Annotated in this window: 16 protein-coding genes; 8 read left to right on the top strand and 8 right to left on the bottom strand. The window is 46.6% G+C overall.

Annotation, left to right across the window (positions count from 1 at the left end; translation table 11 throughout):
* Positions 1–4: 4 nt before the first annotated feature.
* Genes ACSBL2_RS25710 through ACSBL2_RS25685 form a run of 6 tightly spaced genes read left to right on the top strand, consistent with a single transcriptional unit; the run spans position 5 to position 10,131 of the window.
* Positions 5–1,207 carry a hypothetical protein gene (locus tag ACSBL2_RS25710; RefSeq protein ID WP_442589423.1) on the top strand — a complete coding sequence of 401 codons (1,203 nt, stop codon included), beginning with the start codon at positions 5–7 and terminating at the stop codon, positions 1,205–1,207.
* A complete protein-coding gene (locus ACSBL2_RS25705) occupies positions 1,204–2,325 on the top strand; it encodes a fasciclin domain-containing protein (RefSeq protein WP_442589422.1) in 1,122 nt (373 codons plus the stop codon). The genes ACSBL2_RS25710 and ACSBL2_RS25705 overlap by 4 nt, the downstream gene beginning before the upstream one ends.
* 16 nt (positions 2,326–2,341) lie before the next feature.
* Positions 2,342–3,619 (top strand): fasciclin domain-containing protein, encoded by a 1,278-nt coding sequence (locus ACSBL2_RS25700; RefSeq protein ID WP_442589421.1) that lies wholly within the window; start codon positions 2,342–2,344, stop codon positions 3,617–3,619.
* Positions 3,620–3,652: 33 nt separating this feature from the next.
* Positions 3,653–4,663, top strand: a complete 1,011-nt coding sequence (locus ACSBL2_RS25695) for a fasciclin domain-containing protein (protein WP_442589420.1) — start codon at positions 3,653–3,655, stop codon at positions 4,661–4,663.
* Positions 4,664–4,683: 20 nt separating this feature from the next.
* Entirely contained in the window at positions 4,684–7,926 is a 3,243-nt protein-coding gene (locus ACSBL2_RS25690) for a TonB-dependent receptor (protein ID WP_442589419.1), read from the top strand.
* Positions 7,927–7,959: 33 nt separating this feature from the next.
* The gene (locus ACSBL2_RS25685; protein ID WP_442589418.1) at positions 7,960–10,131 is read left to right on the top strand and encodes an IPT/TIG domain-containing protein; all 2,172 of its coding nucleotides are present in this window, start codon (positions 7,960–7,962) and stop codon (positions 10,129–10,131) included.
* 74 nt (positions 10,132–10,205) lie between these two features.
* Here the strand turns inward: ACSBL2_RS25685 and ACSBL2_RS25680 are convergent, their stop codons facing one another.
* The 8 genes from ACSBL2_RS25680 to ACSBL2_RS25645 form a co-directional block, all read right to left on the bottom strand.
* On the bottom strand, positions 10,206–10,763 hold the full coding sequence (locus tag ACSBL2_RS25680) for a DUF3347 domain-containing protein (protein ID WP_442589417.1): 558 nt from the start codon (positions 10,761–10,763) through the stop codon (positions 10,206–10,208).
* Positions 10,764–10,823: 60 nt separating this feature from the next.
* Positions 10,824–12,041 carry an efflux RND transporter periplasmic adaptor subunit gene (locus tag ACSBL2_RS25675; protein ID WP_442589416.1) on the bottom strand — a complete coding sequence of 406 codons (1,218 nt, stop codon included), beginning with the start codon at positions 12,039–12,041 and terminating at the stop codon, positions 10,824–10,826.
* Positions 12,028–13,293 carry an efflux RND transporter periplasmic adaptor subunit gene (locus ACSBL2_RS25670; protein ID WP_442589415.1) on the bottom strand — a complete coding sequence of 422 codons (1,266 nt, stop codon included), beginning with the start codon at positions 13,291–13,293 and terminating at the stop codon, positions 12,028–12,030. Before ACSBL2_RS25670 ends, ACSBL2_RS25675 begins: the two co-directional genes overlap by 14 nt.
* Positions 13,271–14,554, bottom strand: a complete 1,284-nt coding sequence (locus tag ACSBL2_RS25665; protein WP_442589414.1) for a TolC family protein — start codon at positions 14,552–14,554, stop codon at positions 13,271–13,273. Before ACSBL2_RS25665 ends, ACSBL2_RS25670 begins: the two co-directional genes overlap by 23 nt.
* Positions 14,541–16,475, bottom strand: coding sequence for an efflux RND transporter permease subunit (locus tag ACSBL2_RS25660; protein WP_442589413.1), 1,935 nt, complete (start codon positions 16,473–16,475; stop codon positions 14,541–14,543). The genes ACSBL2_RS25665 and ACSBL2_RS25660 overlap by 14 nt, the downstream gene beginning before the upstream one ends.
* Positions 16,476–16,519: 44 nt before the next feature.
* Positions 16,520–17,815 carry an efflux RND transporter permease subunit gene (locus ACSBL2_RS25655; RefSeq protein WP_442589412.1) on the bottom strand — a complete coding sequence of 432 codons (1,296 nt, stop codon included), beginning with the start codon at positions 17,813–17,815 and terminating at the stop codon, positions 16,520–16,522.
* 176 nt (positions 17,816–17,991) lie between these two features.
* Positions 17,992–18,390 (bottom strand): HYC_CC_PP family protein, encoded by a 399-nt coding sequence (locus tag ACSBL2_RS25650; protein WP_442589411.1) that lies wholly within the window; start codon positions 18,388–18,390, stop codon positions 17,992–17,994.
* 57 nt (positions 18,391–18,447) lie between these two features.
* Positions 18,448–19,383: an AraC family transcriptional regulator gene (locus tag ACSBL2_RS25645; protein WP_442589410.1), complete on the bottom strand. Its 936-nt coding sequence runs from the start codon at positions 19,381–19,383 to the stop codon at positions 18,448–18,450.
* A 162-nt stretch (positions 19,384–19,545) separates the two neighbouring features.
* On the opposite strand from ACSBL2_RS25645, the gene ACSBL2_RS25640 reads away from it, so the two are divergent.
* Both ACSBL2_RS25640 and ACSBL2_RS25635 read left to right on the top strand, forming a co-directional pair.
* On the top strand, positions 19,546–21,051 hold the full coding sequence (locus ACSBL2_RS25640) for an aldehyde dehydrogenase family protein (protein ID WP_442589409.1): 1,506 nt from the start codon (positions 19,546–19,548) through the stop codon (positions 21,049–21,051).
* Between the two features lie 149 nt (positions 21,052–21,200).
* Entirely contained in the window at positions 21,201–22,268 is a 1,068-nt protein-coding gene (locus ACSBL2_RS25635) for a 2,3-butanediol dehydrogenase (protein WP_442589408.1), read from the top strand.
* The last annotated feature ends 15 nt before the right edge of the window (positions 22,269–22,283 follow it).

Raw genomic sequence — 22,283 nt, 5'->3', positions numbered from 1 at the left:
GATTATGTCATTATTAAGAATACAACAGCTTGTATTTTGCATGATTGCCCTGGTTTTCCTGACAGGTTGTAGTAAAGTTGAATACCGTAAAGTGGATAGCCCTGCTTATTTAAGGGTTTTTAATGACCTTAACTATGTGCAGTCACTGGATACTAAAGACCAGGAAGTTCCTTTTCTTGCCATGCTGATTGATCCGGTAATGGATCAGGACGGGATGCCTGTCTCCACCGCCATCCTTGGCGATTTCCTTGATCAGCGTGCTCCATATGCCCCGCCGTACCCATCCCATATCGGAAATAGTACGTCGGTCAATAATCCGGAATATCCGGGTAAGGAAGATGTGCTGATCGGACCGGTATTAAACGGATTCGACTTGAGCAGCTGGGCACAGATTCCGTCGGGAAGCCACCGCATTGTTTTTATGTTCAGGCCTAAAAATACCATTCCGTTTTTCAGTCTTGAATCCAGGCTCAAAACGAAAGTCTTGATTGATACCACCATGGTGCTGGATGCACAGGAAGTGTATACCCTGCATGTATTGCAGAAAGATTATGTGACTAAGAAAAATGGTGTCTTCCTGAGACAGGAGAATTTTCACAAACTTCCCTTGTCAGACTCCCTGGTGTACGTGAATTTCTATAACCTGAGCGCCAAAGGTTTCTGGGAAGCTGATAATGTAGAAAAGGGTGGGAATAATTTTGCGAAAGGCGCAATGGGGAATGGTATCCGGGATAAGGTGAATGTTTTTTATACCCTGTACAGGAAAAATGATGCAAAATCACCTGTAGCCAATTTCACAGGTAATTATCTTGGTGAGGTGAGACGCACCACCGGCGAACTTGCCCCAAGTCCTTATTATAGTTTTCCATTGTTCGCAGATCCGTTGTCAGATGGTATCTATACCGATGTATGGCAGCGACTGGATGTGATGGCACCGGGCATGGATCCGGCCAATAAACCTTATGGGCTTACTGACCTGAACACGGATAACAACTGGGCTCCTGTTTCCTTCTTCTCCAATGGCACTGTTGCCCCTGCTATTCCTAATGAGTCCAATAATGTTACACTGCCTAACATGATTGTAAACATCCATTCAGGTAATTATAATCCGCGTTCTTTTGCTACGGTAAATACCATTGAGTTTGTAAACGGAAATGTTTACCTCACTACCGTTCAGAGAAAGTATGCACCACCAATTTATAAATGATAACAAGAAGATATTATACGATGAAAGCGATCAGATCATTAAAACATTTATCCTTCTATTTACCGGTTTTGCTTTTACTGGTTTTAAATTCCTGTAAGCACGATAACTTGGAAATTGTCAAAGAAAATGAGAATATCCGGGCGGCGGCAGATTTTGTGAAGAACAATTACCAGCTGACCCTGTTTTCTGCAGCCATTGAGAAGGCAGGAATGACAGAAGAACTCAATGGTAAAGGTCCCTTTACCCTGCTGGCACCATCAGATGCCGCATTTAATGCAATTGGTATTTTAAGGCCATCAGATTTCGATAAAATGAATCCGGATAGTTTGAAACTCCTGGTTCAGCGCCATGTACTGGACCAGCGGATATTGGAGAAAGATATTCCTGTGAATGGAGTGGATGTCCGTTACAGGACACTGGCCGGCACGCAGGTATACTGCACCCTGGCAAGTACTGCAAACTCGACCAGTGGCAATTCCAAAAGTGACCTTTTTTATAATGGATCAACGGTAACCCGCAAAGATGTACAACTGGCCAATGGCTGTCTGCAATTGCTGAATAAGGTGATGAAATATACACCGGGAACTGTGCAGGACTGGTTGGGCAGTCACCCAGACTACAGCATTTTCGTGACGGGTTTAAAGAAGTTTGGTCTATGGGATAAGTTGGCCGGAGCAGGCCCTTATACCGTTATTGCACCAACCAATGCCGCTTTTGCAACGGCGGGAATCACCGCTGCAAATATTGAAGCCCTCGTCCCTGAACAATATTATGGAGCCCGTCTTTTTGGCGCATATATCTTAAATGGCAAGCATTTTTTTGTCTCAGATATCATTGCATTAAATTCAATTTCAAAGTCGGGGACTTATGTGAAAGAAGTAGAAAATGACGTCATGTTTGTAAATCTTATTGGTTCAAAAAATAATGATCGTTTTACAATGACATATACAATGAGATTGAGGACTGCAAGGTCAACTAACTCTTCAGCGGTTGGTACTGCAGCAGGAGGCACAGCAATAGAGACCCTGGATCATCTGACAGATAATGGGATTGTTCATTCGAGTATCAGAATCATGGCCTCACTGGCAAATGCAAGAAAACCAATCACACAGAATTAGCGCATTAATAACAGAAATGATGAAGAGTAGAAAAACTTATACAATATACCGGGCATTTAACCTGCTGATATTTTGCCTGCTGATCTTCAGTATGGCGTCCTGCAGAAAGGAAGAATTTATGCCCGTGCCGGAAGGTGAAGTAGTTCCTTCTGAGCGGCCAACGGTGAACCTTAAAGAGGCATTGGATGCTTCTTCCTATACGCTGTTTAAAGCGGCATGGGCACGCAGTACAATGGAGGCTAAATTAAAAGATTATGGAGACAGAACACCATTTACGCTTCTGGTACCTACAGATGCCGCTTTTATTGCGGATGGATTGACACTGGAGGTGATTCATAGTACCACTCCTGCATTGCTGGACAGCATGCTGATGTACCATACCATTGCAAGTGGACTCAACCCGAGGGAGTTGAATGGCAGGCTGGACAATACCATTACGAAATCGCTGGTGCCCAATCCTGCACTTCGCGTGCAGCCCTTGGAGCCGGGTTCTGGGTTATCCGACCCATATTTTTACAGGCATTACCTGAAAGTGCTGGCAGATGGTTTGTATGTCAATGGAAAAAATGTAGGGAACATCGCCCCGATACTGGCCACTAACGGTACCTTATGGCCGATAGACCATGTTCAGCACAAACCTACAAAAACCATCCTGGCAGCATTGCAGGAAGATGGCCGTTTTGGGATATATCTGGATGTCATGCAAAAGTGTGCAGACTGGTATTTTGAAATTGCTGAAGGATATTTAGAGCGGCCATGGACCCGCGGATGGGTTGTTGACGCCACACAGGGGCCGCCTTATGCAAACATTGTTTTCGGTTCTTTGCTGGCCCCAACAGACGAGGCTTTTCATGCCGCTGGTTTTGCCGATGCCGATGCTGTAATGGCTATGAACAGGTTGCATCCCATACCCCAAATAGACTATGATCTTGGGGTTGTATCTGGTCTCTTTGCATCTGATTATATGCTGACCCTACACCGCTGGTCGGATCTGATTTATCCAATGGAGCCGTATGGCGGTGCGGGGAGGACCACTCCAACAACTTTTTACAGCAATGACCTTAATAATGATGTACTGTCAGACTATGTTTTGCGCACGAGTAACAGTTCGTTAGGTTTTCCCCCTATGGTAATGCCACTTGAATTCGGTAAAAATGCAGCGGGTGCGGTTACCATTAAGGCCAAAGGGTCAACACACCTTCCAGCGGTAGTTGTGGATGGTGATATCAATACCATCATGGGGCCAATCCATGCGGTAGACCACTTGATACCCACGGCAGATTTTAAGTTTTAACCGGGATATTTTCCTCAACAAGATCAAAGACAAATGAACAATAACACCATATTCAAACAGCCTTTATCCCTTTTTCTGCTGCTGTTAGCTCTCCTTGTAGGTGCCGGAGCCTGTAAGAAAGAGGAGGATACAGTCGTACAACCTGATGCCAGTAACCTGAGCAGGGTAGTGGCCGATAATTTTAACCTGTCTGTATTTAATACCGGATTAACTCGGAGTGGCTTAAACAGTAAACTGCAGGAAACAGGGCCTTTTACAGTCATTGCGCCAAGTGATGATGCTTTCGTAACGGCAGGTTATCCTGATGCTGCGACACTTATTGCTGCTGAGTCTGCAAAAATATCAGCGCTCATGCAGTACCATATTATAGATGGAAATTACGATTTTAAACGCTTACCTTTTTTGTTCAACCAGGAGATCCGTTCCTATAATGGCGGTAAGCTGTTTGTCACCCATTGGGTAAAAGGTCCGGATACGGTACTTACGATCAATGGTGCAGTAATCCTGTCAAAAAACATCCCTGCTTCTAACGGGGTGATCCAGGTAATTGACCGTGTGCTACAGCCTTATGCTTTTGCGTATGTGCTGGAAGCAATCGCGAACGACCGTAACCTGAGTTTATTTTACCAGGCACTGCAGAAAGCCGGACTTACAGAGATGCTTAGCAAAAATGAAACCTATACGGTATTTGCGCCGGAGAATACAGCCATGAAAGCTTACGGACTTTCCTCCCTGCAGGACATAGAAGCGGCAGATCCGGCAGTACTCAGTCGTTTGATGCGTTACCATATCCTGGCAGACCGCCGTTTTGTGTACGATTATGTGCTGAGTACGGGTACAACCTTGCTCAGTAAACAGACCATGTTAGATGGGAACTCGGTGACAGTAAAGCTCATCGCAAATCCATCTGTTCCGGGTACTTATAATGGCATCTCGGTACAGGGTACAGGAAATACAAGCGCAATATTATTAACAAACAGGGACGTCCTTGCTGGAAATGGGGTATTGCATACTATTGGTAGTGTGCTGAAGATCACACAGTAAACATAATTAAGATTTTACAGATGACATTATATAAAATATTCAGAACAAATATCCTGTTCCTTTTCCTGCTGCTTCCTTTTGCAGGGATGGCGCAGGAAACCAGCGGTACGCTGGGCGGAACGGTGTATGACAGTACCGGACTGCCCCTGCCCGGTGCTACAGTAGTTGCGATCCACCAGCCATCAGGTACAAAATATGCTACCTCGGCCGATAAAAACGGAAGATATTACCTTCCAAACCTGCGCATTGGCGGCCCTTACAGTGTAGAGGCCGCAATGATCAGCATGAAAAATGATAAAAAGGAAGGGATAACGGTCAGGTTAGGTGCGGCCATACAGCTCAATTTTGCTTTAGGAGATCAAAGCCAGCAACTGGCAGAGATCGCCATTAAGGCGACAAAAAGAGGTGCACAGGCCAATACCTATGGTGCCGGAAAAAATATCAGTGCAGATCAGGTACGTAACATGGCTACGGTATCCAGAAGTATTACTGATATTACCCGTCTGGTACCACAGGGAAGCAAGGACAACAGTTTTGGCGGTGCCAACTTCCGCTACAACAACGTAACGATTGATGGTGCCGTGAACAACGATGCCATCGGTTTTAGTCCTTCCCTGGGTGGTCAGTCAGGTACCTCCGGTATGGCAGGAAGTTCTACGCGTACCAACCCGATTTCACTGGATGCGATTGAGGACATGCAGGTTTACCTTGCCCCTTTTGATGTGAAGATCGGTAATTTTACCGGCGGATCTGTGAATGCAGTGACACGCAGCGGAACCAATACCCTTACCGGCTCTGTTTATGGTTTTGGCCGTAATGCCACGTTAACGGGCAAAGACAGGGTAGGAACGCTCGGTAAAATGAACAGCGACTTCCACGACTACCAGGCAGGTTTCCGTGTGGGTTTCCCTATCATTAAAAATAAATTGTTCTTTTTCAGTACGGAAGAGTTCACACATCGGAATGATCCTACACAGCTGAACGTAGGGCAGGCAGAAACAAGCCGCATCCTGAGCATCGCCGATGCAAACGCCATCAGCGCTGCAGGGCATATGGATGCCGGTACAGGGGATGAGTTTACCACTTATGCCAAATCGCACAAGTTTTTTAACCGTATTGACTGGAATATCAATGATAAACATCAGCTGGCAGTACGTAACAATACCATTATTTCTGAGGCCACGCATATGGACCGTGACCAGCAGGATTTCAGGTTCAGCAGTATGGCCTTCCTGCAAAAAAACAACCAGACGGCTACTGTAGCCGAATTGAAAAGCAGGTTCAATAACAGGCTGTCAGGCAATTTACTGGTAGGATATACCCGTGTAAATGATTCCCGGGATCCTCTGGGAGATCCGAGCGCACCACAGGTACAAATTGCAGGGCGTACACCCGGAACAACCATTTATCTGGGGACAGACAGGGAAGCCAGTATTTTTAACATGAAACAGCGTACACTGGAACTGACCGGTAACCTGAACTGGAACCTGGGCAAACATAACTTTACTGTAGGTACACACAATGAGCTGTATAAGATCAATTATGGTTTTGTCAACTCATGGAATGGCCGGGTAGATTACCTGAGCATTGAAGATTACCTGAGTAATACACCTTACCGTGTAAGAGGAGCTTACAGTTATGGCAACAATAACAGGGATAATCTGCTTGAAAATCCTGGTGCTGTTTTTAATGTGAACATGTACAGTGTATATGTTCAGGATGAAATCCGCATCTCTGACAAGCTAAAGGTTATCCCGGGATTAAGGGCGGACATGACCGACCTGCCGCAGATGCCGGTACTGAGTAACAAAACACAAACTGCATTGGCAGATCCTTATTTTGGTACGACGTACACGTATACTCCACTCAACAAGATCAATAATAAATTCCTGAACAAGGTGCAGATTTCTCCAAGGGTAGGTTTCCGTTATGACTGGCTGGGAGATCAAAGCGTAATTGTAAGAGGTGGTGCCGGTTTGTTTACAGGAAGAATCCCTATGGCGTGGCTGGCTTATGCTTTCTACAATACAGGGGATAGCTTTGGTGGTTTTGACCAGAAGGCAGACCAGAAACCTTTTGTACCGGGTTCAAACCCGCTGAAAGGTGGCCCGAACGGTATCGGTGATTTTATCCAGGCCAATGGTGCGGTGATGAATAATCCAAACAGTGGCAAAACCCAGGTAGACCTGATTGATAATGATTTTGTGATGCCACAGGTGTTAAGGACAAATCTGGCAGTAGATTATTCAACTCCAGATCAATGGAAATTTACGCTGGAAGGAACCTATACAAAAAATATCAAGGATGTGCTTTTCCAACAACTGAATGTACAGGATAATCCGACTTATTATAACTATGATAAATTACGTCAGCAGCCTATTTATAGTGGAACGGTCGACCAGCGTTTCTCTAATACTTATTTGCTGAGCAATACCAGTAAAGGATACCGTTATAGCATAACGGGAAGCATCAGCAAGACTATTGCCAATGTATTGCAGGCTTCAGTATCTTATACTTACGGACAGTCCAAAGACTTGTCCAATGGCGTACGTAACTCCATGGAGTCGAACTGGCAGTTGAACCAGTCGCTGGTTCCGAATAATCCCTCCCTGGCCAACAGTAATTTTGATATCAGGAACCGCATTGTCAGCAGTATCAGCTACAACAAGAGCTGGAACAGGGCAGGAAAGACCAACGTTTCCCTGTTCTTCAGTGCACAGTCAGGCAGTCCTTTTACTTACGGAATTGTGAACAACAGTGTACAGGGATTGCCACAACAGGTGAGTCTTGCCTATATTCCGCAGCGGGATGAGGCCGTCCTTTTCTTTAAGAACAATACTGCAGGAACAGCCCTCCAACAGGCAGACGCATTCAACAAGCTGATTGACGGGAATGATTACCTGAGCAGCAGGAGGGGTGATTTTACGGAACGTAATAAAGGCCGTACCCCATGGAATGTGCAGGCAGACCTTCATCTTTCCCATGATCTGTTCGTAACGAAAGATAATAAACACTTTATCACACTGACTGCTGATGTGATGAACCTGACGAATCTGATCAGCAAAAAATGGGGGATCCAGTACTTCTCTCCGAATACGTTCAATTCCACTTCCAGCGTAGGCCTGACGCCAACCCTGTTCCCGCCACAGCAAAATGCTGGTGGTTATCCGGTGTATACGTTTGATGATCCGGGTACGCCATACAGCATCGATTATTATGGCTCAAGAACACAAATGCAGCTGGGTTTAAGGTATACTTTTTAACGAAAAAAGATGAAGCTATATATAGATAAGAAAATGAAGAATCAAGGCCTATTGAATACATCTGCACTATACAGGGGACTTTGCAGTTTCGCTATCCTGTTGCTGTTGTTTGCAGCCTGTAAAAAAGATGAAACTGAGGTGGTCCGCGTACCTCTTGCAGTTACAGATTATTATCCGAACAGTGGTAACCAGGGTACCCTGGTTACGGTGGAAGGAACTGGTTTAAGCAGTAACATCAATGCAGTATCGGCGACTTTCGCCGGTACCAAGGCGGACGTGGTGAGTGCCACTTCCAGTGCGATTGTCTTAAGGGCTCCATCTGGTGGAGCAACCGGGGATATCGTGATGAAAGTGAATGAAGAATCTGTTACGGTAGGGAAGTATACTTACCAGGACCTGACCATCACCAAAATTAGTCCGGCAAATGGTTCAGCGGGTACGCATATCCGTATTTCGGGGGCAGGATTTGGAAGTTTAACCGGTCCGGCTGAAGTGTATATCAACGGTAAGCTATCCGCGGTGGTCAGTGCAAGTGATACCCTTATCGTGGCTGAAGTTCCTGTAGATGCAGGCAGCGGGCCAGTGATGGTAAAGGTGAACGGGAAGGAAGCTTCCGGGCAGTCTTTCAAATTCCAGTCTATTGCTGCAGTTAAACCATTAACAGGGGGTAAAGGCACAAAGGTACGTATTTCCGGCGCTGGTTTTGAAGAACTGGCAGCGGGTAACACGGTTGAATTTAATGGAAAAGTGGCAGTGGTTGAGGAAGCTGCAGAAGATCACCTGATCGTTATTGCACCGGATGAGGTGAGTACAGGTGCGCTGTCTGTAACGATAAACGGACAAAAAGTGACAGGGCCTGTATTTACCGTTGTCGTGCCGCCTGCGATCTTAAATGTGACCCCTCTGAGTGGGCCTTCAGGAACAGAAATGACCATTACAGGAACCACTTTCAGTACGTTAACTGAGGAGAACAAAGTAACCATCAATGGGGTGAATGTGCCTGTGAAAACAGCAACAGCCTTTAAACTCACACTGGATATTCCGGGAGGAACGGGCAGTGGTAAAATCCTGCTTCGTGTAAATGATCAGCTGGCAGAAGGGCCTGAATTTAAAGATCAGACGCTGGGAATTGCCAGGCTGAGTCCGGAGAGCGGTTTAGCTGGTACACGGGTGACGATAACAGGTACTGGTTTCAATGCTGCTGCTGCTCAGAATGCCGTTACCTTTAATGGTACTGCAGCAACTGTAGAGAGTGCCTCAGCCACAACCCTGGTTGTTATTGCACCGGAAGGATTTACTTCAGGACCGTTAAAAGTTGTCGTAAATGGTGTAACTGCAATTGCTCCTGTTGATTTCAACCGTGCGGGTGTAATCACACTTGCTGGTGGAGTTGGCAATACAGACCTGAGTTTAATAAACTATAAAACAAGCAGTCTGGTCGTAGATAGCAAAGGCAACGTATTCGTCATAGAAACAGAAAAATACCGCATCAAGAAAATTGCTACAGATGGTACGGTGACCTTATTTGCAGGTAGCGGTGTGTCTGGTAATGCCGATGGGCAAGGCAGTGCGGCATCGTTTTCTTTCGCCTACAATCCGGGAATGTCAATAGATGCCAATGACAACCTGTTTGTGAGTGATTATAAAGGAATCCGTAAAATAACTCCACAGGGTATGGTCAGCACTTTTACACCTGCGCTGAGCACGTTACTGAAGTCGACTTTCGATGAGAATGGAATATTGTATGTAGCCAGAGGTGCTTTTGACGGTGCATATATGGTGAGTAAAACGGGTGTAGCAACGGCCACGCAGATCGGAAGATCTGGTTATGCTGAAGAGGCACGTTTTGTTATTGCTGGCAACGTGGCTTATACAGCAGATTATAATCAGGCTTCAGTTCAGGCATATACCTTAGGTTCGAATGTGGTAAATTATGTTGCAAGTGGCTTCTCAACGATTACTGCTGTGGTAGCAGATGGTGCTGGCAACCTGTATGTGGCAGATAAATACGGTATCATCAGTAAAGTTAACATTGCTTCCAAAGAGAAGACTACGGTTGTAAGTTTTGGAAGTGGCAGTAATGTTGATGGATCACTGACCGAGGCTAAATCTGGCTGGATCGGAGATATGACCATTGACAAGCAAGGCAATCTGTATTTTATAGATATGACCAATAATGCAGTGAGGAAGATCTTCCTGAAATAAAAATTAAGTTAAGCGCTCTCAGTTTAATTTTCTCAACCGGGTCCGGCATATATGCCAACCCGGTTTTTTCTTGCCTATTTTAAGGTTTCCTTCACCGACCCGCAAGTCAGCATACTTTCTCCGTAATATGGATTCCTCACTGTTTTGGTCGCACTGATCCAGTTGGCACCCGTGTTATTCATAGCCATCGGGCAGTGTACGATAAATAATTCACCTCCTGCCATTCCGGTTTGTTTCAGCAAGGCAATAAAGCCATCGCTGAATGCTGAAAATAACTTCCGCTGGGACTCAATATCAGCTGCAGCCGTCAGTTCAGCAGCTGCTTTGGCAAGGGCAGCCCCTTGTCCCCCTTTTACCTCGTTCAACCCCAATTCCATTGCGGCTGCGGCAACCTGGGCTCCGGTAGCATCTTCGTCGGTCAGTGCTTTCGATAAATCTAAATAAAAGGGCACAATGGCATTCAAATGGTCATCTTTCAGTTTAAGGGCAGTACTGGTGGCTACCTCCTTGTTTGACGTGTCAGCACGATGGCCGGTACTGTCTGTGGCTGTGGAAGTCTGGCTGGAATTACATGCCGCGAATAATAGTGTTGCTGTAGTCCATAAAAATAGGTAGCTGCGTGTGTTCATCATTTCGTGTATGTTATGGGTTGTTTCTGTTCTTGAATGCGGTCTGTTCCTGAATGGTATTGGCTATTCAACTGGGTTTTTTCCTTTCTTCAGGATATATTCACTGTAAAGAAGATAAGCTCCGGTAACAACCACCTGATCGCCATCCGCTAAGCCTTCAGTGATTTCCACCCGGTCAAAGTCTTCAGTCCCTGTTTTTACGACCTGCGGCTCAAACCGGCCTTTACTTCTTTCTATCCATATATGTGCTCCTTTTCCATCACGGATCACCGCACCAACAGGTAAACTCCTGGTCTGGTCAGTGGATATTAAAGGCAGAAATATATTGGCCTGAAGTCCGGGCTGCCATTGCAGGTTGGGGTTGGGAATAGCTCCCCTGATTTGTGTAAGCTGGCTATTGGCCTGCAACGCAGGGTTGGTGAAGGCTACTGTCATCAGCTGCGGCTGGTTTTCCCATCCGGGGATCACTACTTTAAGTTGCTGACCTTCCCTGATACTGCCTGCTTCGGCAGGATAGAGGTCGGCTTCCACCCATAATGACTGGTAGCCTTCCAGTCGCATCACCTGACCACCTTCTGCTACATATTCCCCTTCGGTAACCGGCAGTTCTGCGACCGTCCCGTTTGCAGGGGCAGTAAAGGTGATGTAAGGATTGGTCTTTTTTGCCCGTTGAAGCTGTTGGATCTGGCTGGCCGACTGCCCGTAAAGTTTTAGCTTTTGTACAGCGGATTGCAACAGGCGTGCGAAGGTGTTGTCGCCCGGAAAAGCTGCCGCCTGGGTAAGGGCAAGCAGGTATTCCTGTTGTAAAACCAATAAATTTTCCGAGTAAATCTGGTACAGCGGCTGTCCCTTGCTGATCTTTTCTCCCGTTTGCCTCACATATAAATGTTCTATCCTTCCGGCAACCCTGCTGGAAATAATTTCCGTTTTTTCAGGGTTTACGATCAGGCGGCCGTTCAATTGTTTGAAAGTCTGTAAAGCGCCTGTTCCTGCGCTTAAGGTGGTAATATTGGCTAAGGCACGCTGACTGTCGTCCAGGATCAGGTAAGCAGCCGTTTCATTCCGGTTGAAAGGAACGAGATCCATTCCGCATACCGGACAGGTACCTTGTTTGTCCTGCACAACCTGGGGGTGCATAGGGCAGGTATAGGTCTGTGTTGCGGCTCCCGTTTTCCCTTTTTTTTCCTCTGTGCAGGAGGCGAGATAGGCCATTGGTGTCAGTGCAAAAAATGCAAGGCTTCTGATAAATTCTTTCCTTTCCATATGCTTAATCCCTTTCATTTTTGATTTTAATAAAACTTTCACTGTCCACCAGGTACCAGGAATTTCTGGCAATGGCCCAATCCCGGATATCGTCAAGTATCTGCACCTGATTGTGCTGAGTAATCCCGGTTTTTACGGTTTCAGGGATAAAGGATTTCCCCTCTTTCCTGAAGACCACCGATTGGTTACCCAGCGACAGTACCGCTTCCTTCGGTAACCAGTAGGTACTTTCTGTGATCAATGGCAGCTTCCCGTTCACCAGTTCTCCAACCTGCAGCTTGTTCCTGCCAAGGTAAACCCTTGCCAGTACGAAGTTCTCCCCGGCATTGATCACCGGTTGGATGAGGCCAATTTTTCCTGTTAAGGTTTCCTTGCTGCCAGCGGCAGGCTGAATAATGACTTTCGCCTGTGTACTGACATGGGCGGCGTCCTGTGGAGGGAGGAAAAATTCCGCCACCAGGGCTGAGGACTCATAAATCGTAAAAATGCGCTGCCCGGCATTCAGGTATTGTCCTTCACGGAGCAGGACTGCTGAAGAGGCCACAGGGCTGGAGCTTAGGCTGTTTCCGGCATCATTGCTTCCGCTGTTCATCTGATCCATAGCAGAGGAAGGCGGGGGAACCGGAGCGGCTGACGGTACACTTGCACTGCCGGTACTTTGTTCCAGGATATAACCGGTGGCATTGCTGTATACAGGAATGGTATAACTGATCTGTCCCGTTTTCAATACCCTGTTTACCTGTGCAGCACTCATGCCCAGCAGCAGCAGTTTTTGTTTTGCCGATTGCAGCAACCGGCGATCTTCGGTGCCGGATTGTCCGGAATTCCCGCTGTTCAGCGTGTTTCCGATCAGCAACAGTTCGCGCTGTGCTGCGGCGAGATCGGGAGCATATAAGGTTAAAATCAGCTGTCCTTTTTTTACCGGCTGATAATTATACCTGATATAGATTTTTTCTATACGTCCCGATACCCGGCTTGATACGCTGACCTGGTTGCGTGAATCGTAGGCGATACGTCCGGATATTTCCCTGATGTATACCGACGGCCCTTTGCTGGCCCTGATGACAGGGATGCTGGCAATGACCCGCTCGTTGACCGGTTTCAGCAGGTCATTCAAACTGGTATCTGCCGGGCTATGGTGCTGGGCCGCCGACTGTCCTGCCTGTGTGGTGTCCGTTTGTTTTTTTTGTTTGCAGGCAGCTGCCCCTATCATTAATCCTATCAGCAGACCTGGCAGGTAATTCCTCTTAACGGTATAATTCCTTTTCATAATCAACGATCATCTGATATAATTTCAATTTTTCATCCAGTACATTGGTTTCCATCATGGTCAGGGCCTCCCATGAACTGATGACTTCCGGCAGTGCCAGTTTATTTTCCTGGTAGGAGACGAAGTCGGCATCCATGCTACGCTGCAGGGCTGGAACGATTTTCTTTTCCATGGCGTCGATCCTGTCAGACATCGATTGGATCTGGTATTGCATTCCGTATAACATGCCCTGCGATTCCTGTAACATGCCTGTACGTTCTTTTTCCATGGCCTGGATATCATAGCTCATCGCTTTCACTTCTGATTTATACATTTTTGAAGCCCATGGTACGATAGGGATGCTCAGCATTCCCATCACGCTGTAGGCTTTGGGCATCATTTTATTTAAGGGATACATATGGTCGAACCTGATCCTGAAGTCGGGTTTTGCCTGTGCCTTCATGGCTGTGATGCCCAGTTTCATGGAACGGATGTTCTGTTCCATCTGCAGGATATCCTTGCGCTGTGTGGCCAGACTAGCAGTATCGATCACTGCTTCAGCATTAAATTGCGGGACAGTGGTGCTGTCTATTTCCAGGGGCTGATTGGCAGGGGCATTCATCAGGCTGTTCAGCCATGCCCTTGCCCTTGCGATATCACCCTGCTGCATGCGGATCATATTCTGGTTTTCTTCTATTTTTGCCTGCGCACGGTATACGCCTGATAACTTCGATTGGTTATAGGGATAGCGGATGTCCTCAATCTTCTTCATCATTTGCATAATCCTGTCGTTTTTCCGGAGGACATGGATGCGTTGCCGGGCAATGAGCCAGGTATAGTAAAGATTTTTTGCCTGTGCCTTAAGGGTGTTCAGGGCAATATGGCGTCCGCTCAGTTCTGCATCGGCCTGGGAAGCAATATAACGTCTTTGTGCATTGAGCTTTGCCGGATTGGGAATGTCCTGCTCGAGTTGGAACATCAGGGAACCTTTATCCCTGTCGTCCATCACTTCCTGTCCCGGATAAGGGGTCATGAAGGTTCCCGCACCAATCATCGGTGCCATCCATGCTGTAGCAGCTTTGGCTTTATAGCCGTAACTCTCCGCTTTCAGTGCATATTTCTGCAGAGAGATATTGTTGTTTTCCACACGTTTCAGCAGGCTGTCCAGACTGATAGCAGGCTGTTGCTGCTGCGCCGCAAGAGTGAAAGGCAGTAACAGCGAAATGGCCAGCAGCAGCCTTCCGGTTTGATGTATGCCCTGGTGTTGATTAATGATGAACATTGTGTACCTCCAGTTTTCCGTATTTCTTTAATTCATATTCCTTTGCCATTAAAAATATCAATGGCGTAACCAGTAAAATGTGTGTAGATGAAGTCAGTACTCCGCCAATCATGGGCAGTACAATAGGCTGCATCACATCGGTACCTACTCCGTTTGCCCAGAGCACAGGGACAAGTCCGAAAAGCGATACGCAGACCGTCATCAGCTTTGGACGTAATCTTTTCGCTGCTCCGCGTACGACATACTCACGCAGGTCTTCTGTAGTGATGGTTGCGCTGGAATTTCCTTTGATGGCGATCAGTTGCTGCATGGCATCATTCAGGTAGATCACCATCACAATCCCCGTTTCTACAGCAATACCAAACAGGGCAATAAAGCCTACTGCAACGGCAATAGAGAGGTTGACTCCCCAGAAATAAATGATATAGGCCCCACCAATAAGGGCGAAGGGAATGGTAATCAGGCTCAGAAATGCTTCCCGTAAGGAGTTGAAAGCAAAATAGAGGGAGAAAAAGATAATCAGCAAAACGATGGGGGCAATCCATAACAGGGTTTGCTGACCGCGGATCAGCTGTTCATATTGTCCGCTCCATTCCAGGAAATATCCTTCAGGAAGAATGCCCTGCGCTTTATTGAGCTGTTCTATGGCCTCTTTGACGGTACTGCCCAGGTCGCGGTCACGCACATTGAACATGACTGCTCCCCTTAACAGGGCATTTTCAGAATTGATCATTGGCGGACCATCCTCAAAACGTATATCAGCTACGGCAGACAGGGGAATTTCGCCCATGGCGGAAGATTGCAGCGGTATCCGGTTAATGCTGCTGATGCTGTTCCTGAATTCCTGCGCCAGGCGTACGCCAATGGAAAAGCGCTGCCTGCCTTCAATGGTATTGCCGATAGTGGCACCCCCCAGGGCAGATTCTACCGTTTGGTTCACCTGATCTATGGTTAGACCGTAACGTGATAATTCTTCCCGGTGAATGTTAACCGAGAGGTATTTGCCGCCGGTGATGGGGTCTACATATAAATCACTGATTCCTTTGGTGCCTTCCAGGGCAGTTTTTACACGTGCCGAGACCGCCGCAATGGTATCCAGGTTTTGTCCGTAAACTTTAATGCCCACATCGGTACGGATACCCGTAGCCAGCATATTGATCCGGTTAATGATCGGTTGTGTCCAGCCGTTGACCACACCCGGAATTTGCAGCTTTCGGTCCAGTTCATCAATGATGTCCTTTTTTGTCCAGCCTTCACGCCATTCCGTATGGGGTTTTAGCATGATAATCGTTTCGATCATACTGATCGGTGAGTTGTCTGTCGCCGTACTTGCCCTTCCCGCTTTACCCAGTACTTTTTCTACTTCAGGAACCGATTTAATGATCTTGTCCTGAACCTGCAGGATTCTTTTGGCCTCATTGTTACTCACATCGGGCAGGGTAACGGGCATAAACAGAATGCTCTGCTCATCGAGGGGTGGCATAAATTCCGTACCCAGGTTTTTGAGCAGGGGAATGGTGATCAGTAAAGCGATGACATTGATGGCAATCGTTGTTTTACGCCATTTCAGTACCGTCCTGATGACCGGTTCGTAAACTTTTTCCAGCACCCTGTTGACCGGGTTCGCGGTATCCGGGCGGAATTTCCCTTTCATAAAAAAGGAGATCAGTACCGGAGCAAGGGTAAGTACCAGCAAAGCATCTACAATCATGATGAATGTTTTGGTATAGGCCAGGGGATGGAACAGTTTTCCTTCCTGTCCGGTTAAGAGGAATACCGGAAGAAAAGAGGTAATGATAATAATCGTGGCGAAGAAAACCCCGCGTGATACCTGTTTGCTGGATTTCTCTATGATCGCCAGCCTTTCTTCTTCTGAGATCCATTCCCGATCCTTTTTATTTGTGGTACCCCGGGTTTTCATCCATGATGGGCTTTTTTTGAATATTCGTGTGATCCGGCTGCTCATTATTCTTTAATTTTTTGTTGTTCATTCTGCCATTGTTCATAGCGCTCTGCGAGGTGTTTGTAGGCATTTTCACTCATGACGATCCCATTGTCAACGATCACACCGATAGCGAGGGCAATCCCCGTCAGGGACATGATGTTGGAAGAGATGCCAAATGCGTTTAAGAAGATAAAGCTGGCAGCAATGGTGATCGGGATTTGTATGATGATACTCAGGGCACTCCTCCAGTGGAAAAGAAAGATGACGACCACGAGGGAGACGACAATCATTTCTTCAATAAGGGTATGGGTGATCGAGTCGACCGATTCCTGGATCAGTTTCCCCCTGTCATAAACAATATCGAATTTCACGCCTGAAGGCAGTCCTTTGGACACTTCCTTCATTTTGGCTTTTACCCTGTCGATGACTGCCGCGGCATTTTCTCCGTAGCGCATGACAACGATACCGCCCACACGTTCCCCTTCACCATCCTGATCGAATATGCCCAGGCGGCTGTCACCCGTCATTTGCACCGTGGCGACGTCTTTTACTTTAATGGGAGTACCCTGCTGGTTCTTCACCGGGATATTGCCAATCTCCTCCAGCGATTTCAGGTAACCAGAGGTCTTGATGATGTAACCAATGTCGCTCATCTCGAATTTCCTTCCACCCGATTCGTTGTTGTTCGACCGTATGGCAGAGATCACTTCCGGGATGGACAATTTGTAATACAGGAGTTTATTGGGATCCACCGATACCTGGTATTGTTTCTGGAAACCACCGAAGGAAGCGATTTCACTGACACCAGGAACATTCTGCAAGGCAAATTTGACATACCAGTCCTGTATGGCGCGCTGCTCCCCCAGGTCGGTCTCAGGAGCATCCAGGGTATACCACAGGATATGTCCCACACCGGTGCCGTCAGGGCCAAGTTGCGGAGACACGCCTTCGGGCAGGGAGCGGCTGACTGTACTGAGGCGTTCCAGGACGCGCTCCCTTGCCCAGTATACGTCTACATCATCTTCAAAGATGACATAAATGAAGCTCATGCCAAACATGGAAGAACCCCTGACGTATTTGATTTTGGGGATTCCCTGCAGGTTGGTGACCAGTGGATAGGTAACCTGGTCTTCGATCAATTGCGGAGAGCGACCCATCCATTCTGTAAACACGATAACCTGGTTCTCGGAGAGGTCGGGTATCGCATCTATGGGATTTTTTCGGACTGAAATTACCCCCCATGCCAGTAATCCTGCTGCCAGCAGCAGGACGATGAAACGGTTTCGTAATGACCATGCTATAATTTTATGTACCATATTGTTGTTCAATACTTGTTACCCCCTGTCCTGTGAAGGCAGGGGGAATGGTTTGTATGCTGTTGACAAATGTTTGATTCAGCAGGAGATTTACAAAATCTGCTGATTTTATAAATGGTGCTTCAGGAATGGTGGAAGTGTGGCTGAGCTCTCGAAAGGAAATCAGCGGCCAGCGGCTAAATTCTGTAGGTACAGTTGCGGATAAAAACAGGAACAGGTTCCTTTTCCGGAGGGGCATTCTTTAAATTAATGCTGTGGCTCCCAATAGGTAAAACCGCTACACAGCTTTTCCAGTCTGATGCAGGAGAAAGTACAGGGCACAAAGGCTGGAACTGATGCTGAACCGGATCAGTTTTTTGTGACTGATCGACCTTAGCCTGGGTATAATCATCTTTACAGCATGATTTTTTACTGGCTTCTTTTTTCTCCATGCCACAGAAGGGGCAGGGTGTTTTTTGTGGGGCAGAGAGGCCGAGTTTAACCAGCTGACCCATACAGTAATGAAAATGCACTGTTGCCCCACTGGAAATTCCCAGGTAAAAGCAGGCAAGGATACAGAGCAGGATTCTTTTCATCACCCTGCAATATTAAGGAATAGAGAGAAATTATTTTTATATAATTACGATTATTTTTTATGAATATCCGCTTGTCTGTACCTGGTCACGCTGAAGCTGGTACCCTCCGGGAGTAATGCCTTCCAGCTTTTTGAATACCCTGCTGAAATAATTGGCATCACTGAAACCCAGTTCATAGCTGATGGCTGCAATCTTGGATCCCGGTTTTGACAGCAATTGTTTGGCACGTTTGATCCTTTCGGTAAGGATATAATCATTCGGACTGATCCCCAGCTCACGCTTGAACAAACGGTAAAACGTTGCCTTGCTCATACAGGCTTTATTGCTCAGGTGCGCAATATTTATCTTTTCCCCCAGGTTGTTTTTAATGTATCCCAGGGCATAAGCCAAAGGGTTATTACTGGCAGCATGTTTTGCGCCGTCCATCACCTGCAGGTTCTGGGTCTGCATGATCCTGACCAGCAATTCTTTTAAGGTAAGGTCGGCCAGCACATCCTTCTCCCTCGATCCTTCAGCGCAGATGCGGATGATCTTGTTGATGAGGAAGGTAATTTCTTCATTGTTGTGAAAGTGGAACTCATCATAGTTCAATGACCATTTGTGCTGCTGGTCAGCTTTCGGAAAATATTCATTGAGGTACCTGATGGTTTGTTTAATCTGGTCATTGTCTATCGCCAGGGCAATGCATTGTGTAGGGTTTACATCCGTTGCTTCGGGAAAATCTATCCGCATCAGGTTCGCAGGAGGCACAATCACCGTCTCGCCGGGCAGGTAATAAAATTCCTTCTTGTCCAGCAGGTGCATGACTTTTTTACCCCTCAGCATGCTGGTAATCACGAAATCATTAAAGGTTAAGGGCACCTCGTAGGACGTGGCATAGGTCTCAAAGACATTCAGCTCACAACGTTGCAGCGTATACGCTGTTCTGTTTTCTACCAGGGTCTGTAGACTTGCTCCCTTACTCAGATCGATCAGAGCTGGATTATGGCGCATAGGAAGTATTATTTTGGTCAGGAAATCAATTTATTGTATCAAATATAAGTTTATTTCAATTCTGTTACACTAACTGAAACGATTGTGCTATGGTTTGCAACGATTATGCTACCGGCTGAGCCGGCCGGGGATTAAGTTTGTACTAACCAAATATATATACACATGTCACAATTATTTGAAAAGCCGGTATTTAAACCCCATTACGATAATTATATCGGGGGTAAATTCGTCCCTCCGGTAAAAGGGATATATTTTGATAATATTTCACCAATTGATGGTCAGGTATTCACCAAAGCTGCACGCTCAGGGAAGGAAGATGTGAATCTGGCGCTCGATGCTGCGCATGAAGCTTTCAAGACCTGGCGTAAAACATCAGCCACAGAACGGAGCAATATCCTGTTAAAAATTGCACAACGGATAGAAGATAACCTGGAATACCTGGCTATTGTAGAGACGATAGACAACGGAAAGGCCGTGAGGGAATGCCTGGCGACAGATTTGCCGCTGGTTGTAGATCATTTCAGGTATTTCGCCGGGGTGATCCGTGGGGATGAGGGTACACTTGCCGAGCATGACGAACATACGGTGAGTCTGGTCCTTCATGAACCTATAGGTGTGGTGGCACAAATTATACCCTGGAATTTCCCTTTGTTAATGGCCACCTGGAAAATTGCGCCTGCGCTGGCAGCAGGTTGCTGTACAGTGGTGAAACCGGCAGAGCAGACACCGGTGTCGATTATGGTGCTGATGGAACTTATCGGCGATCTGTTGCCCCCGGGGGTACTGAATGTCGTCAATGGGTATGGAATTGAGGTGGGTAAACCACTGGCGACTTCCCCGCGCATTGCGAAGGTTGCTTTTACCGGAAGTACCACTTCAGGGCGACTGATTATGCAGTATGCTGCGGAGAATATCATTTCTTCTACCATGGAACTGGGCGGAAAATCGCCTAATATATTTTTTGAATCAGTAGCGGATGAAGATGATGCTTTCTTTGATAAAGCAGTGGAAGGAGCTGTTCTTTTTGCGTTAAACCAGGGAGAAGTCTGTACCTGTCCATCCCGCTTGCTGATCCAGGAGAGTATTTATGAGAAGTTTATCGCCAGGGTGATTGAACGCAGCAAAGCAATTCAAACCCTACATCCGCTGGATAAAGACAGTATGATGGGCGCACAAACTTCCAATGAGCAATATCAAAAGATACTTTCCTACCTGAAAATAGGGAAGGAAGAAGGCGCAGAGGTCTTGCTTGGCGGAGAGATCAATTCATTGCCGGGAGATTTGGAGAAGGGTTACTATATCAGTCCGACGATATTTAAAGGGCATAACAAGATGCGTATTTTTCAGGAAGAGATTTTCGGGCCTGTGGTCTGTGTCACCACCTTTAAAACGGTGGAAGAGGCGATAGAAATTGCCAATGATACTTTATACGGATTAGGTGCGGGGGTATGGACCCGTGATGCGCATGAACTGTACCAGGTGCCGCGCGCCATTGATGCGGGGCGGATCTGGGTGAACCAGTACCATGCTTACCCTGCCCATGCACCCTTTGGCGGATATAAAAAATCCGGCTTTGGCAGGGAAAACCACAAGATGATGCTGGACCACTATAGAAGTGTGAAGAACATGCTCATCTCTTATGATAAAAACAAATTGGGTTTCTTTTAGGTTTATTTAGGGGAGCACCGGGGAATCCGGTGCTTTTTTATTTTTATAAAAGGAATGCCCTGCAAACAGATCATAATTTTTTATTTGACTATACGATACTGATAACGAATACGATACCAAATTATATAAACACAAAAAACAATTTTAAGATGTCAGAGAACACGATGAAAGCAGCACGCTGGTACGCAGCGAAAGATATTAGAGTAGAGGATGCCCCAATCCCGGTAGCAGAAGCCAGACAGGTTAAAATAGAGGTTCAGTACGCAGGTATCTGCGGTTCCGATTTACATGAGTATTCCCATGGGCCTATGTTAATTCCTAAAGACAAGCCTTATCCGTTAAACGGACATATTGGGGTGACCACATTGGGACATGAATTTTCTGGTATAGTTACGGAAGTTGGTGCAGAGGTTAAACATATTCAAGTGGGAGACAGGGTGGTCGTTGAACCTTTGTTCAGAAATCCTGACAGTGCGTTTATTACGACTGGCGAATACAATTTGTCGGAACCACTCGGTTTTGTGGGACTGACCTCGAATGGTGGTTTTGCAAAATATGTGGTCGTGGAAGATTACATGGTGCATCAAATGCCGGATGAAATGACTTTTAAACAGGGTGCCCTGGTAGAGCCTGCAGCAGTTGCGGTATATGCAGTGAAAAGCAGCGGATTAAAACTGGGACAAACCTGTGTTATTTTTGGTGCAGGACCAATTGGGTTGCTCTGTGTACAGGCGGCGATAGCAAACGGTGCCACTAAAGTGGTGGTAGTGGATGTGGCTGATAAACGCCTGGAGAAAGCCATGGAAATTGGTGCAACGGCAGTCGTGAATGGTAAGGAAGAAAATGTGGTTGCACAGGTGAGGGAGCTGACTGGTGGTGGAGCAGATGTATTTATTGATGCGGCAGGTGTACAGGCGACTTATGAAGCCGGGATTGCAAGTCTGAAAAATGGGGGTACTGCTTTATTAGTGGCACTCTTTGGTAAACCGGTAACGACCAATGCCTTCGACCAGGTGGTACGTGAGATTACGATTAAAGGTACAATTGCCTACAGGAATATATTTCCTGAGGTGATGCAGCTGATCGCTACAGGCAGGATGCCGGTTGAAAAACTGGTGACGGGAAATATCGAACTTGATGATATCGTTGCTGAAGGTTTTGATGCTTTGTTAGGCAACCCTACACATGTTAAAATACTGGTAAATATTGCCGGATAACCTTGTGCTAAGGGT

The organism is Pedobacter sp. AW31-3R (assembly GCF_052180285.1).
Taxonomy (GTDB): domain Bacteria; phylum Bacteroidota; class Bacteroidia; order Sphingobacteriales; family Sphingobacteriaceae; genus Pedobacter.
Note: the sequence above shows the minus strand (reverse complement) of the source record. Positions and strands in the feature narration are given on the sequence as shown.